This window comes from Lentilactobacillus curieae, from assembly GCF_000785105.2.
Lineage (GTDB): Bacteria > Bacillota > Bacilli > Lactobacillales > Lactobacillaceae > Lentilactobacillus > Lentilactobacillus curieae.
This window is the reverse complement of sequence record NZ_CP018906.1, coordinates 1,059,565-1,075,328: the sequence shown is the minus strand read 5'-3', so window position 1 is coordinate 1,075,328 and position 15,764 is coordinate 1,059,565. Positions and strand designations below refer to the sequence as shown.

Genomic DNA, 15,764 nt, shown 5'->3' with positions numbered 1-15,764 from the left:
GATGGTACAAAAAATGGACAAGGATATGGACGTAAAAATGCAACCGGTTGCAAAGAGGGATAAAGCAGTTATTTTAACAAACAAAACAATCATGTCATTCGTAGGGATTTTAATCCTTTCAATGGGTGAAAGTTTTTTGCAGGCAGCTAACTTAGGAATGGATCCATTTACTGGTGTTAACATCGGTTTTAGTAACTTACTCCACATGGGTCTGGGTAACTTCCAACTAATAATGAACCTAATCATCTTCCTGTTTGTGGTATTCGCCAACCGTAAGATGATCGGAATTGGTACCGTATTAAACATGGTGTTAGTAGGTTACGAAATTCAATTTTTCTCTGGGATTTACTCATCAGTCTTCGGTACCGTTCATTCGCTACCACTACAAATCGTTAATGCCTTGATTGGCTTAATCATCTTCACATTTGGTGCTTCAATGTACATGATGGCTCAAATCGGGGTTGCTCCATACGATGGTGTTGCTCCAATCTTGTCAGAATGGTTCCACGTTCGTTACCGTGTCGTTAGAATTATTCAAGACATCATCTTCATGGCAATCGCCTTCTTCGTTGGTGGTCCATTTGGGTTTGTTACCATTATCATTGCCTTCTTCACTGGTCCACTGATTGAATTCTGGAACGACAACGTTAACAAAAAGATTTTTAATAAGATTCAAAGTTACAAATCAAGATAATCAATTAAGGGGCCATGATGTTTTAACACCGTGGCTCTTTTTTAGTGTTTTGTGAAATTCAACTAATTATTAAAGGGATATTCACTCATAATTAGTTGAAATCGGTTATAATTAGCACTCTATTTGGCTAACGATTGTGCAGATTCATCTCATAGTAATAACACATCTGTTAACTATTTGATATTAGAGATGTCATCGTGTGAAAAGCCTTTACAGTTTCTATGGCAAACAATCAGCTAAAAGTTATGCCTGTGGAACACTAAGAAACTATTTCAAGAGAATTATCATATTCAGGGGATTTTAATTGACATATTTCGAGCCGGTTGGTATATTATAGTCAATGTGTTTTAGGTTTCGATTTTTAAGGTCTTGTTTTATAGTATTATGAAATAACTTCCTTGGAATTACGTTCAACTAGATACATTAACAATTTTTTATCGCGCAAGAGCGCAAGGAGGTTTCATAATTATGAAACAAGGTACTGTTAAATGGTTCAACGCTGACAAAGGTTACGGATTTATTACTACTGACGACGGTGACGTTTTCGTTCACTTCTCAGCTATCCAAAAAGACGGCTTCAAGTCATTAGACGAAGGCCAAAAAGTTACTCTTGACGTTGAAGACAGCGACCGTGGACCACAAGCTGCTAACGTTAACGTTGTTGAATAATTCAACAGCTTTTAACCAGTGAGCAATCACTGGTTTTTTTGTACCCTTTTTTATCAATTATCAAAAAACAAGGTAGCCATGATGATGAAAACATCGTAGCTACCTTGTTTTTTTGTACCGTTATTCCTATGTGTAGTCCCTAAGGACTCATGAGACAAATGTTCTATGTTAACGATTAAATGCAGTAATCAACATACAGACTACCGCAAGTTTTATACCGTTGTCTTATCGGCAGATCTCACAGATTTTACGTACGCATCCACATCGAACTTGTCTGAAAATTCTGCCAAATGAACTAAGTTTCTCAGGAAGTCATGAGTTTTCGCCTCGTAATGGTACTTAGTTCCTAGTTCATAAATGTATCCGTTGATGTAATCGACTTCTGTTGGGCGTTGTTTTGAAATATCTTGATACATTGATGGGAAGTGAAGTGGGTTTGATACTTCACTTACAGTTTGAACTGTCTGCCATTCTTCTTCCCTTGTGTTTAGGAGCGTAATTCCAGCTCTCTCGCACACATCAAACGCCTCATCGATTAATTGTACCCCAAGCTTCTTAGCAACGTCAGATTGGATAAATTCGCCCATTCTGATTTTGAACATAGTACATAGAGTATTGATTACTGAGTTAAAGACTACTTTAGCCATCAAAGTTCCCATAAAGTTAGTTGTTAAATTGGGATTGAGATTGGCATTTTGGAATTCCTCAACGATTTTATGGGTCATTTCGTCAGGAACTTCAGTTTCGTTCGCGATGTTCATTGAACCAGCGCCTTTTTTACCAATAAAGTCAACGTCCCCAGCCTTATTCAACACCGTTCCAATCAAAGCAGTTCCGCCAAGAACTTTTTCCTTAGCGAAGTATTGATTTAACTTCTCAATATGGCCCATTCCGTTCATGCAAGTAACTACATACTGACGATCATTGAAGAAACGTGAGCAACGCTCCAACATATCCGCTAATCCGTATTGCTTAGTAAATACAATTAACACATCTGGATCACCTTCGTAATCCTCTGGAAAATAAATATTAACCGGAACTAAATGTTTATCCTGACCGTCACGGGAAACATATACCCCGTTTTGTTCGTGAATTGTATTTACTTGAGGTTCCCAAGTATCAACAAAATCCACATCGTAACCCGCTTCTTGGAGAAGAACTCCGTAACGAAGTCCCATTGCTCCTGCACCCAATACTGTATATTTCATTAAAATCATCCTTTCAATTTTTCATCACCAGAAACCCGATAAAAAAAGTCGCCCTCTACATTCGTAAAGGACGACTTTTTGCCGCGGTACCACCTTTTTAAGCACACTATCTGCTCACTCTGGGTACGCTTTAACGGGCATTTCCGAGATCAGCTAACTAAATCTAGCTCACCGATCTAATGGGTTAATGTAATGATTCCAAGCAATTACCCACATCACTTTCCACCAATCGTGATTCTCTTAGCTGAGTTTTTGCAATTTCTCATTACGTCGATGATTGTATTATGTGATTTAGATTAGAAAATGTCAACATTAATTTAGAATTTAATGTGATAAATAAAATATATTCACACAAAAAAGGGCGCGGTTATCGCACCCACGCCCTTTTTATTAATTATCCTTTCTTCTTAGTTTCAAATACAATCCAGTTGCTGAGGCAATCATCACTAATGTGATCATCCCAATAATCGTGTATAACTTATCGTTACCGTCACCAGTCTGCGGCAATTTGCCACCGTAACCTGATGATGGAAGTCCCATCGGTTTTTCAGCTGAGCCAACACTTGAAGCTGAGCCTAAACCTGATGTTCCACCTGTGATTGGATCATCCAGTTCAGATGAACCACCTAACTCTGGAAGTCCCATTGGTGGTTGGACGTTTCCGTTACCACTTCCATTATTTGAATTGTTGCCGTTGCTTCCGTTATTACCGTTATTGCCGGTGTTATTTCCATTGTTACCATTGTTTCCGTTATTGTTACCGTTGTTGCCGTCGTTCCCATTATTACCACCATTGTTGTTTCCACCTGGAGGATTAGTACCTGGTCCTGGTGGTGGAGTTCCCGGTCCCGGAGGAGTTCCTGGGCCTGGCGGTGTACCTGGGTTCCAAATGTTTCTTTCACCATAATCGTTATGGTAATCGATTCTGTCATGATGATTACTTACTGTTCCTGAAACTGTGATCCCCTCTTGGCTAACTCTATCCTTAAGAGCCGTCGTTCCATAGTTCAGGTATGAGTAATCATGTTCAGCAACCTGATATTTGTACCCAATTGGTAGGTTAAATTCGATTGACTGGCCATGGAGGAGTCTAAATTGACCCTTACCATCTGTAAACTCAATCGTGCTAGCGTATGAGTAACCTGGGTATTTCTTGGTTACAGTGATTGTCTCGTTGACCGGTTGTCCCTTGTCATCAGTTAACTCAACGTTGAATGTAAACGGCATTAGTCGGTTTCCATCCATATTGACAAACTTATTAACAGTGAACTTACCGTAGCCAGCATCCTTGGAGTTTTCAAACTCAACTTTATGAGCATTACCATCAACCAGCTTGATTGAATCAGTAGTTGTGCCGTTAACCTTATCATTTCGATCAACCACGTTCGTTGTCTCAAACCCATCCGCCGCTGTTTCAGTCACAGTTACGTGAATTCCTGCTGGTAAATTACTTACGTGCAGTTTTTCATTACTTGCCAAACGGATAATATTTGAGAGCCCACGATCGGTCTTAGCAAATTTAACCTCTTGAGTATGAGTCTTACCACTTTGATCAGTAATGGTTGCCTCAAATCCTGACCGTTTCTCGGTTTCCACTACTTTAGCAAAGTCATCCCCATTAGCTACGTTAAGACGGAAATCAAATCGTTTTGATTGATCATCCGGAATGTGGCTAACTACTTTCTTATTCACAATCAAATCAGTAAGTTTTTCATCTGGTCTGACGTTTCTGAAAGTTACGTTTTGTGGATGTTCGCTATCGACTAATTTAATCGCTTCAGTAGTTTCACCCTTTTCAAAACCACCATTACCAATCTCATGTTCTACATCAAAGTCTTCATCCTTAATTTCAGATACTTTGACTTCAACTCCATCAGGAAGCCCATAAATCAGAATTCGGTCGTTGTGACGAAGGCCAAATTCATTAGATTCGCCATTTGTGAATTTAATGGTTGAATCATGTTTATCACCATTAACATCTGTAGTAACAGCTTTGTATTCACCATCATTAACATCGGTGGTGGCTTTCAACTTAAACTTGAACAACTTGTCGTTATCAGAATCCTTACTACTTGTAACCTTTTTATCAATTTCCAAGTCAGCGAGGACTTTACTGTTAACGAACTTCACGCGGTGGTGATTGTTATTTTCAAGTTCAATGTTTTCAGTCGCAATGTTTTTAGTATCATTGCTTAGCACAACCCCATCACGGTCAACTTCATAGCTGGCAGTTAAGCCTTGTGAATCTTCTTCAATAACCTTGACCTTAACACCTGCTGGCAGACCATTTACTCGAAGGGATTCACTATGAGCTAAACCAATTGAGTTTGTTTTACCGTCAGCATTAAATTTAACTTTTTTGTTGTGATCAACATTTTCTGCGTCGGTAACTACCCCAGCAAAGGTCTCGCCTTTAACCGCGTCATCTTCTGATACAAGCTGGAATTCGAACCGTCGCTTAAGATCATTATCGTCCTTACTTTCAACGTTCTTAGAAACAGTTAAGTCTGTAAGTTCTGGATCCAACTTATCATTGTGGAAAGTAACCTTTCGATCAGTTTCCCGTTTAAGCTGAATATCTTCAGACTCAGTTCCATCCTTGATCTCATAATCATCAACTTGGTTACTGGTTTTAAACTCATCTTCTGAATCTTCAGTCACGTTAGCAACAGTCCCAGCTGGTAAGCCAGCAATTCTTGCTGATTCGCCACCTTTAAGGTGAATGGTTGCCTCACCGTTAGAAAAATCAAGTTGAGTTGGGGTTTCCGGCTCATCACCGTTGATACTCCGCTGATAAAGATCAGCAACAATATCTTCTTCTGAGTCTAACGTAATCTTAAACTCAAACTTACGTTCCTTGTCATCCGCCTCGAGCGCACTACCACCTAATTTCTTTTCAACAATCAAATCAGTTTGATTATTCGTATTTTTAAAGGTTACGTGGTGCGTGGTGCCATCTTTAACTTCAAAGTAATCAGTTTCTTCACCTGACTTAAATTCACCACGGTCAATCTTGTACTCGACGTCAAACTTACTATCAGCATCAACTTCAGTCACCTTAAATTTGGTATCAATTGGTAGCTTGTTGATGTCTAATCTTTCGTCATGTTTCAGTTCGATCTGTTGAGAATCACCATTTCGATCGAAGACAATTTCTTCTGAGTGCCGATTGTTATCTGCATCAGTAATGTATCCACCAAATGTCTTTCCCGCTACCTTTTCGGCATTCTCAGCAGTCAACCTAAATTTAAATTTTTGGTCCATATCTGCCTTGTCGTAACTATCAACCTTCTTAGTTACAGTCAAGTTAGCAAGTTTTGGATCCAACTTATCATTGTGGAAAGTAACCTTTCGATCAGTTTCCCGTTTAAGTTGAATATCTCCAGACTTAGTTCCATCCTTGATCTCATAATTATCAACTTGGTTACTGGTTTTAAACTCAGCTTCCTGCTTTTCAGTCACGTGAGCAACTGTCCCAGCTGGTAAGCCAGCAATTCTTGCTGATTCACCACCTTTAAGGTGAATGGTTGCCTTGCCATCAATAAATGGAAGCTTGTCCGTCAATAGCATTTCATTACCATTAATGTCCAGTTTAGACAGGTTGGCAACAAGATTTTCGCCCGAGTCTAACTCAATTTCAAACTCAAACATACGATCCTTGTCAGCCGCTTCAAGGGCACTACCACCTAATTTCTTTTCAACAATCAAATTGGTTTGATTATTGGTGTTTTTAAAGGTTACGTGGTGAGTAGCACCATCTTTAACTTCAAAGTAGTTAGTTCTGTTAGCTGACTTAAATTCACCACGGTCAATCTGATACTCAACGTCAAACTTACTACTGTCACCCACAACTTCAACCACCTTAAATCTGGTATCAATTGGTAACTTGTTGACGTCTAGTCGTTCGTTATGACCTAGTTTGATCATTTGAGATAAACCATTCTGATTGAACTGAATTGTTTCGCCGGTTTGGTGACCTTTCGTATTAGTAACAAATCCTTCAAATTCCTTGCCAGCTACTTTTTCAGGATTCTCTGCTTTCAACCTAAAGTCAAATTGCTGTTCCATATCTGCCTCGTCGTAACTATCAATCTCCTTAGTTACAGACAGGTTAGCAGTTTTAGGATCCATCTTAGTGTTGATAAATTCAACTTCGGCAGTTTTGCCATTCTCAGTTGTTACCGGTCCAGTCTGAGAACCATTCTTTTCATTTCCGTTATTGAGAGAATATGAAACTTCATAGCCTTCAGTACTTTCTTCAGTAATGTTCATCTGAGTACGGACAGGTAGTCCAGTAATGTGCAAGACTTCGCCAGCTTTGAGTTCAAAGTGGTCCCGTTCCTTGTCATCAACCTTTACCAACTTTCCATCATCAAATTCAACTTTATGGCTGTTGCCATTGTCAATCTGAGCTTCATAGGTTCCACTTAGATTTCTTTCGCCAACCTTAACATCGCTAGGAGTAAACTTGAATGTTTGGTCTTCATCCCCGTTACCCTTAACTGTTTTGGTTAGCTTAAGATCCGTTTCCGGATACTCATTGGTAAACGTTACAGTTGGAGATTTGATGTCTTCATAGTTACTAAGGGTTTCAGACTTAAATTCGGTTCCAAGTTCTGTTGTGCCGTCAAACTCATGGCTTACATCAACATCCTTGTCAGTGCCTGATTCCTTAACACTAATCTTGGCATATTCAGGAATATCCTTTAGAACGAACTTCTCACCAGCTTTGAGGTCAATTGTAGCTTGGTATGAACTTGAACTGTCTAACTTAGTAAACCTAACATTTTCTTTTCTGTCGCCAATTTCAGCCTCTACTAAGCGGTCATTTCCAGTCCATTTAGTATCAAACAGCGATACCTTAAACTCAAATTCATGGTCATCCGCTACCGAGCCTTCTGGGCCAACTAGCTCTTTTCCAACAGTGAAGTTGACGGATTTGGGTTCAGGAATGGTGATAGTATTCTTAAAGTTAACTGTTACATCATCTGCGCCCATATTGGCAACAGCTGGGCCAGTTTGAAAGTCATCATTTGAACCCTTAACCTGCCAAGCGCCAATATAATCTGCAGATTCAGTTTCCTCTACATAGAAAGTTACTTCTTTTGGTAAATCGTAAATAACCAAACGTTCATGATCCTTCAAGATAATATCCCGCTCACTTGTCCCGCTAGGTGTGAACTTATTAGCTTTACCATTTCCATCAAACTTCACAGATCCTTCATGAAGAACTTCTTCCGTGTTCGCCTTCATGATTGCTGCCCGGAATTCCTTGTTCGCAACCTCTGGATGGAATACCGCGCCTTCTTCTCCGGCTTCTAGTGCACGGATTTCAAACTTAAACGGATCCATTCCTTCAAGAAATTCGCCTTCAACCTCTTTAACGATTTGCAGCTTGTTAGCATCATGAATGTTGAAGAAGTCAATATATTTGTAACTATCAGTTGATAGCGACCTGGTTGAGGCCTGCCCAGAGTCATCTATCTTAGCATCACTTCGTTTAGAACTTCCGCTAGTCAAGTACTGAACTCGGCTATACTTGTCATCAACACTTTCAGTAATTTTGACTTCCGGATTGTTGGTTAACTGAATATCCCGGTAAGCTTCCCCGTGTCTTAGTGTGATGTCTTTAGGATTATCACCGCTACTTGTTTCGCTATATTGAGTGGCAACTCCCTTTTCAAATATAAACCAAACCTCGGTTCCTTTGTCTTCATCATCTTTGTGGAATAACCCTTTTACAACACCAGAATAGTTATCATCGGACAGCTCAACCTTATAGCTGAACTCTTTATTTGCAGCGTCTGCATCAGCATCTGGTCCTTCAATTGTCTTACCGAACCCAAAAGCATCTGTTTTGTGGATGTTAGTCCAAACCATTTCTTTGTTTCCGGCTAATGTAATCATTCGGCTCGAGAAATATCCATCCCCATCCGAAGTTGCTTCAGATGTTTCAGATTTATCAATATTTACCTCAGCCTTTGAGTACTGGCCATCAACTTTTTCTCTAACTTTAAGTCTGGTGCTTTCAGGTAACACAATGTGATTGTATCTAGAATTGTGCTTAAGAATTAATTTACTACGAGAAGTTTCTTCCTTATCTTTATTGTATGTGACAAATTCTACGGCCTTTCCTTCTTCAAATTCGATAACTCCGTTTTCTGAGTCTTCGCCAACAACGCGCACAGCTGGGAAAACTCCAGCAAAGTTTTTATCAATATTGCCATCTTTATCGTAAGCGAAAATCTCAAATTCGAATTCACGATCTTTGTCGTTACTTGCATTTGGGCCATCAATTTGTTTTGCAATTGATAGTTCTTTAGTTCTCAGCGTGTTTGTATAGTTGATGATTCCATCAGTCTCATGAGACTCTTTTTCGTCAAATGTAAACGAATCAGTTTTTCCCTCACTGTCCCCGACGGTCTCTTTTGAAACCACATTCTTGGCTTCGTGACTAATGTCATACCCTGGGGTTCTTAATTCGACCACTTGGTATGCATTCTTAACCGGTAGATCGAGAATCTCGATGGTTTCATCATCAGCAATCTCTGGAAGAGCCATTACCCCATTAACGACCGGATAAGCTTTAGTTGTTTCACCACCATCGGTTGTTACGAGATAAGAACCACTAAAACTAGTATCAACTTGTCGATTTTTCATCACATGCAACTGATAATTGAACTTAGACTTTATATCTATCTCTTCAGAACCAGTTGAAACATGCTTATTAATTTGAAGATCTTTAACCTTGTCGTTTTTAGCGTTAAGGACAAAGATACTCTCATTTTCATCCCCCTCTTCAGAGGATTCTTTTTCAGCATCTTTGATTGTAAATTCCTTAGAAATATAGTGACCGTCATAGCCTGGAAGTCCCTGAACTTCAACAATTCTATAAGTTGGCCGTTCATACAGCCCTCTAAATTGGATTTGTCCATTTTCATCAGTTTCTTTTACCTTATGATTTATAGAATCTTCCCAATCTGAACTTCCTAGTCGTTTTATCTGTAATTTGAATTTAACCCCTGCCAGGGGTTTTTTACCATCCTCTGAATCCGTCTTAGTAAAGTTAACCCCATAAGTGTTAACACTACCACCCACAGAGATATCAGAATCAAACTCTTCGCTTTCGCTGAATTCTTTACCATTAATATTTAACTCAATATTATTTGAGTAATTGTTTCCGTCTACTTTTGAAGCCACAGTGTAGTATTCAAAAACAAGTGGATGATCAACCCTATACCCATTGATAAAATTAACAGTCATGGTGTTAGCACTATCTGAGTAGCCCACTTCATATTCCTGCTTTTCTTCTAGTTGAACGTCAGGATTTTTTTTGTACTCAACCTTACCTGTACTTTCATTAAAAGACCTTTCAGCCTCAAATATTTTAAGTTGGTAGTTTGAATCTTTGGTCTTTAAATGATAATGACTATCGCCAACTATTTCATCTTTAATGGTAACTTTTCGACCTAGTTTCTGACCCTCACCATTCACAACAACTCCCCATTTAAGAACACGCAGTTGTTCTTCTTCATCTGTTCCCTTATTTAGGGTGATTGTTTCTGGGTCTTCAGGAGCCTGTTTATCTAACAAGTACCCCTCATCCATGTAGTCCAAATTAGCATGGGTTTTCATCTCTTCTGCAGCATTATTACTATCCTTAGGTTTTATTGAAACTTCATTTCGGAAGTTCCATCTCTTGATATGCTCATAAACGCCTTTTTGTCCGTTCCACAGACTTGGCACGTCAGAATCATACTCTAGTTTGAAGATTTTTTTACCCTTGGCATAAAACTCGTTATATCCGTCTTCAGTTAACCTCAGGTTGAATTTCACACTATGATCTTGATTATCGTCATTATCAAATTCAATTTCATAATGGGTTCCTTTTTTTAGTTCAGTAAAGTTTTCTGCTCCGGTTCCCTTCTCATTGATGTTTCCTAATGAAACCTTAAGGCTATCAAGAAGGGTATCTTTTATAAACTGTAGTTTTTCCTTGTGAGAATCATCCTTGCCCTCAAAGTAGACATTATCATCACCAACCAAATCGGTGATTGTAAGTCCTGACAGCAATAGATTTTTTTCATCTGGGCCAAACGAATTCATATGGTTAAAAGTCGTACTCCAATGAATCTTTCTACCTTCAGCCTCATGAAAGTTTGAACTTAACTTTCCAGATTTACCTGCCTTTGCCCTCATAAATTTATCAAGGTAAACCGTTGTCCTAGGGTCACCCGTCCAGCCATTGTAATTAATTAATGCTTGGTTTCTAAAAGATGTAATCGTGCTTCCACTTGCATACATCTTGTCCATTGCTAATGGAATCTCAAGAAATTCCACCACAAATCCGCCATACTTAATAGGTAACCCCGTAAATACTAACGTCACCACTCCCTCTTTTTCTGAGATGGCTAATTTCACAGGATTCCCATTATTTTGTATGTCCGTTACTTTTATGTTCAGTGTATCTTTATTTTCTTCTTCATCTTCAGAACTAACCACAGAATCAAGCTCATACCTCAAGGAAGGTTTGTCATTCTTATCCTTCTTAATACTTAAATGAGTATTAAGTTTATCGGCCACGGCCTTTTTTTCTGCGTCTGTTTCAGCATTTTTAAACTCTTCAATCAACTTACCAAAGATACTAAAATCACTATAGTTCGCTTTAACGTTTGTTGGTTCAGTGATTGTGACAGTGCCACCCTCACCTTCAGTCGCCTCTTTGTAAGGTAACCCAAGATTGTTCACATTTAGGCGCCAAGCAATTGTTTCTTTCTGCCAGTCAGCATTAAATGCTTCTTTAGTATCAGCTGTTCCCTTAAAACTTGCATCACGCTTATATCCATTCCAAATGACGCTGTTATTAATACCCTCGTAATCTTTAGGTGTTAACTCAGCACCTTCTTTGGGCTTAAGCTCATATATCAATGTGAATTTAGTTTTAACATCAACATCCGAAGCACCCTTTGGTAATTTAACCGTCATTTTATTGCCTTCGATGGTCGGAACTGAAACTCCTGAAACTTCGTTATTAACATGCTCGTTTCCCTTGTAAACCTTAACTGTACTTACATCAACTTCAAATTTATCTGAACCGTCAGTAAGGATATCCTCAATAACCAATTGATTGTTTTCTGACTCTCCGGGATCCATCCAGAAATTAACCGTATACTTAATATTTCCGTGCTTTGTCTGGGCACCCGATTTGGAGAGAATACTGCCTCGATTAATTTCTGCAGTAATAAACTCAGAAGGGTTCTTTAACTTTTGGTCATTAATAACGGAATCGTCGCTTAACTGAACTTTGTTATCAAAAGCTGATTGAGTTGCGTCGGTGATGGGAGTAATAATATCAATGTTAACCGTCTCAATGGCATTAAATCCTTTAAGATAATCATCATTTACGTCAAAAACAAATCTCTGAGTATCGTTGTTGTAAACTTGCTTAAATAACTGACTATTTTTTGTAGAGTCAATGATATATTCTTTAGGTTTCCCAGTTTCACCATCAGCCAACTTTTCAGTAACTTTAATACTGTAACTAACGCCATCATTTTCGGGATTGTAATCGTAATTGCTTCCAAAGATTTCATCCAGAACAACTTTCTGTGATGCAGAGCCTTCCAAAGTACTATACTTAACATTCCACTTAATTGAACTTAGATCTTTTACAGTATTCCCGTCGGCTTCAGTCCGTTCAAATTTAGCACTTTTTTCAAGCTCATATCTATGTTTTTCAAGACTAATATTGCTTCCTTCTTTAACGGATTGGCCAAAATCAAACCCATCGCTTTCAGTGTTCAATTGTGTTTCTAGCGATGCAAAATATTTAATGTTTGATTGGTTATTTACAGCATCTGGGTAGAACGTCACCCTTACAGTGTGCTTATCCTGAATTTGTCGCCCATCTTCATCAAAAACTGGTGAAATTCCGAACTTACCAATCGTAACTGTCTCCCCGTTAATAATCGCGGTGATGTCGCGTTGGCTATTTTGTTTATCGTAATTATACAGTAACCCATTGATTTGGAACTCATAATATGCGCCATTGACCATTTTATCCATCGGAATTTCGTTTTCTTCCCAAACCGAATCTATATCCCACTCGTAGTCAACCTTTACATTATTATTTTCGCGTAAAATAGCAGGCAACTCGTCTGGACTATCTTTTACAGGGTGAATAACGATCGATTGTTCTGTGCCATCACTATCCTTATATCTAAGCGTTACCTTACTAAAGAAAGATTCAGTAATATTCTTCGTGATATTTAACGGATCCTCCAACTCACCTTCACCCGTATTTCTTGGCACAGCACTTCTTAATGCTGAGCCTGCCATCGGGTCAACTGGGGCTTCTGTCGGCTCCTCACCATCCGCTTCATCCAACGCTTCCTCAGTCGTTGTTACCTCAGACTCAATCTGCTCAACAGTCTTGCTTGCACGTTCTTTTGCCGCAACTTGGCTTTGTTTCTTTTGAGCAGCTTGGCTTTCGGCAGACTCATTTTCTGGTTTGGCCTGTTTAGCTTCTTCATTCTTAGCTTCCGCTTTTTCAGCATCCGCTTTTTGTTTTTCCTTTAGATATTCTTGTGCCTTTTCTTGGTTCTTTTGTGCTTGTTCTTTCTCTAGCATTTCGTTGATACTGCTATCATTTGCTAGATCACCATCAGTTTCTCCCTTAGGCGCCTGTTCTGCTTTTGGCACCACTTGAATAAACGGTAACTTAGTGTTTTTACCGTCTACTTGAATTGCTAAATTTCCACTTTCAATTGTCTTTTTAAATTCAACTGGTAACTCAACGTTAAAAATGTGTTGGCGATTATCCACGTTTTGCCATGAAATCGTCGATTCATCCCCGTCGATTTTCACAGTTAATTCTGCATCGCCAGCAGCATAATGATACTTTTTCTTCTTAATTTCCAGGAAATCATGGTTATAAGCAAAATTAACCGTTCCTGATTTTTCATTTCCATTTGCTAGAACGTTGAAGAATAGTTTTTTCTTGTCACCCACGCGGGCACCGCCAACCATTCGTCGTTCATCGTCTACAATTGCAGCATTTCCCGCACTAACTTCCCGAGTTTGACTCGTATCTGCTAATGCTGTTCCGGCTGTGAAGAATTGCCCTACCACCAGTGTTAATACACCAAATATTTGGACAATCGTTCCTTTCTTGAGTCTTTTCATCTTTGTTTCCTCCATTATCGATATGATTAGTGCTTTCTTATTTACGGTAATAGAGTACCAATTCGATTCAATTTTTCTTCCAAGATTCTGTGAACAAATTGTAAATGTTTGGACTAAAAAAAGTCACAATATTATCAATTAGTTATCTTAATGATTAGTTTACAAAATAAAAAAGCACCGTTATAACGGCGCTTAGTTGTTTAAAAACTCATTTAAGAAGTTAACTAATTGGTTAAAATCCACGTTTCGGAGCTTAGATTTCTTCACAGCCTTCTCAATCATATTTATTGACGGGTTCTTACCAACCAACCTTTTCTCAATTTCACCAAGATCACCATCGGGAATAAAGTCCGGGTTAAGCTTTAAATGTTCGACCTTCCCATCGACAACAGTGTAGTTGATCCCTAACTTTCCGGATTCAAAATTTCGGGCTGCATAATGGTAATAACCAGGATTCCTACCAAAGTTCCACTCATCGGTTCCATAAGTTTCCTTCATTCTCTGATCAATAATTTTCCAGTCGTCATCAGTCATATGGTAGACTTCAATTTCGCTCAGATCTTCAACGGCGAATATTTCCTTCAAAAGATAGTCTCTTAGGCTGTTAATATCCATATCTTCTGGTAGATAATCTTTTAAATTGATCATCGGGCTACGTTTTGAAGCAACTCCCAATCGTTTAGCTTTTTCACATTCATTTTCCGTTAGGCTGTAATGGGCATTTTCCAGATTCAAATCATACATAATTGTTCCGCCCGCAGCCAGACTATTGCCACTCTTAAACATAGTCATTCCAGAAAATTTTTTATCCTGAAAAATCAGGTCACTGCTATTTTCCTTCATCTTCACATCGACGCCTAGTTTTTGCAGGGCCTTTAACACCGGCTCAGCAAAGTGGGCATAGTTACCAAACTCAGAGTCATCATCAATCACGATGTTTTCAAAAATCAGGTTTCCCATATCGTGATAGACTGCTCCGCCTCCGGAAGTCCTTCTAACTAGTTGAATATCGTGTTCACGGAGGTAATCAGTGTTGACTTCGGCCCACACATTTTGGTTCTTACCGATAATTACTGACGGCTGATTGATATACATCATAAAACCGTGTCCTGGTAACTTTTTTTCATTTACAAAATAATTATCTAAGGACTGGTTTACTCTTGCATCAAAGATTTCTTTGCCATCTCTTTGGGTATCTATCAAATACATGGTTTGGCCCCCTATCATATTGTTAGTTATGGCTTAATTATACGTTATAATCAAAGTAAATAATAACGAGGTGAATGCAAATGGCACAAACATCATTTTGGGATAAACTCAAAGCCCTTTTCTCAGCTAATAAAGCTAGTACCGAATCATTCGGGACACCCGAAGTTAAAGACGGCATTTGGTACGCCACCAAGACTGATGGAAATTACCTGCTAGGAATTGACACATCAGTTTATGACCAAATCGGCCAAATTACCTTCGCTGATTTTCCTACCGATCAATCAACCATTGAAATCGATGACGACATTTTGGATATCGAAGGAGATAAGTCAGTTGAAACTTTGAAAAGCCCAATTGCTGGCGAGGTAATTGAACGAAACTCAGATATTGGGAAGGATATCGATAGACTAAACCAACCTGATCCTAAGATTAACTGGATTATGGTCATTAAAAAGACAAAAAGTTAGCATAAGTTACTTAACACTTTTTGCTAATAGAACTATACTGAAGTTGTTAGGAGGTAAGTATTTATGGCAGAGACTAAAACTGAATCTACTTTTTTGAACGTAAAAATGAATGAAGCATTTGATTGGAGTGATAGTTCGGAGCCAGTTCGTGACGCTCTATGGGATTACTACATGGAAAAGAACGAACGTGATACTAACGCCACCGAAAAGGACATGCATCCATATATGTCAATGTCCGAGGATGACATTAAGTCAGACGTCGAAAAACTACTACACAACTAACAGGTAATAATGTTAAACGGGTGGTCTCCTAGATTTGCTTTTAGGAGACCA

At 38.8% G+C, this 15,764-nt stretch carries 7 protein-coding genes; 4 read left to right on the top strand and 3 right to left on the bottom strand.

The annotated features are described in order from the left end of the window. Positions 1-13: 13 nt before the first annotated feature. A complete protein-coding gene (locus tag PL11_RS05055; RefSeq protein ID WP_052127816.1) occupies positions 14-694 on the top strand; it encodes a YczE/YyaS/YitT family protein in 681 nt (226 codons plus the stop codon). 468 nt (positions 695-1,162) lie between these two features. Next, positions 1,163-1,363 (top strand): cold-shock protein, encoded by a 201-nt coding sequence (locus PL11_RS05050; protein WP_035167788.1) that lies wholly within the window; start codon positions 1,163-1,165, stop codon positions 1,361-1,363. 212 nt (positions 1,364-1,575) lie between these two features. Here PL11_RS05050 and PL11_RS05045 read toward each other — a convergent pair whose 3' ends face one another. The 3 genes from PL11_RS05045 to PL11_RS05035 form a co-directional block, all read right to left on the bottom strand. Then, positions 1,576-2,571 carry a ketopantoate reductase family protein gene (locus PL11_RS05045; RefSeq protein ID WP_035167787.1) on the bottom strand — a complete coding sequence of 332 codons (996 nt, stop codon included), beginning with the start codon at positions 2,569-2,571 and terminating at the stop codon, positions 1,576-1,578. Between the two features lie 390 nt (positions 2,572-2,961). Further along, positions 2,962-13,755 (bottom strand): DUF7601 domain-containing protein, encoded by a 10,794-nt coding sequence (locus tag PL11_RS05040; RefSeq protein WP_035167786.1) that lies wholly within the window; start codon positions 13,753-13,755, stop codon positions 2,962-2,964. A gap of 192 nt (positions 13,756-13,947) precedes the next feature. Next, on the bottom strand, positions 13,948-14,964 hold the full coding sequence (locus PL11_RS05035) for a lipoate--protein ligase (RefSeq protein WP_035167785.1): 1,017 nt from the start codon (positions 14,962-14,964) through the stop codon (positions 13,948-13,950). Between the two features lie 80 nt (positions 14,965-15,044). On the opposite strand from PL11_RS05035, the gene PL11_RS05030 reads away from it, so the two are divergent. Both PL11_RS05030 and PL11_RS05025 read left to right on the top strand, forming a co-directional pair. Then, a complete protein-coding gene (locus PL11_RS05030; protein WP_035167784.1) occupies positions 15,045-15,431 on the top strand; it encodes a biotin/lipoyl attachment domain-containing protein in 387 nt (128 codons plus the stop codon). 63 nt (positions 15,432-15,494) lie between these two features. Next, positions 15,495-15,713: a P8 family protein gene (locus PL11_RS05025; RefSeq protein ID WP_035167783.1), complete on the top strand. Its 219-nt coding sequence runs from the start codon at positions 15,495-15,497 to the stop codon at positions 15,711-15,713. The last annotated feature ends 51 nt before the right edge of the window (positions 15,714-15,764 follow it).

What these genes read in the sequence shown, in the direction of transcription:
- PL11_RS05050 (WP_035167788.1), top strand. Translation starts at nt 1,163, where the DNA reads ATGAAACAAGGTACTGTTAAATGGTTCAACGCTGACAAAGGTTACGGA.
- PL11_RS05035 (WP_035167785.1), bottom strand. Translation starts at nt 14,964, where the DNA reads ATGTATTTGATAGATACCCAAAGAGATGGCAAAGAAATCTTTGATGCA.
- PL11_RS05045 (WP_035167787.1), bottom strand. Translation starts at nt 2,571, where the DNA reads ATGAAATATACAGTATTGGGTGCAGGAGCAATGGGACTTCGTTACGGA.
- PL11_RS05025 (WP_035167783.1), top strand. Translation starts at nt 15,495, where the DNA reads ATGGCAGAGACTAAAACTGAATCTACTTTTTTGAACGTAAAAATGAAT.
- PL11_RS05040 (WP_035167786.1), bottom strand. Translation starts at nt 13,755, where the DNA reads ATGAAAAGACTCAAGAAAGGAACGATTGTCCAAATATTTGGTGTATTA.
- PL11_RS05055 (WP_052127816.1), top strand. Translation starts at nt 14, where the DNA reads ATGGACAAGGATATGGACGTAAAAATGCAACCGGTTGCAAAGAGGGAT.
- PL11_RS05030 (WP_035167784.1), top strand. Translation starts at nt 15,045, where the DNA reads ATGGCACAAACATCATTTTGGGATAAACTCAAAGCCCTTTTCTCAGCT.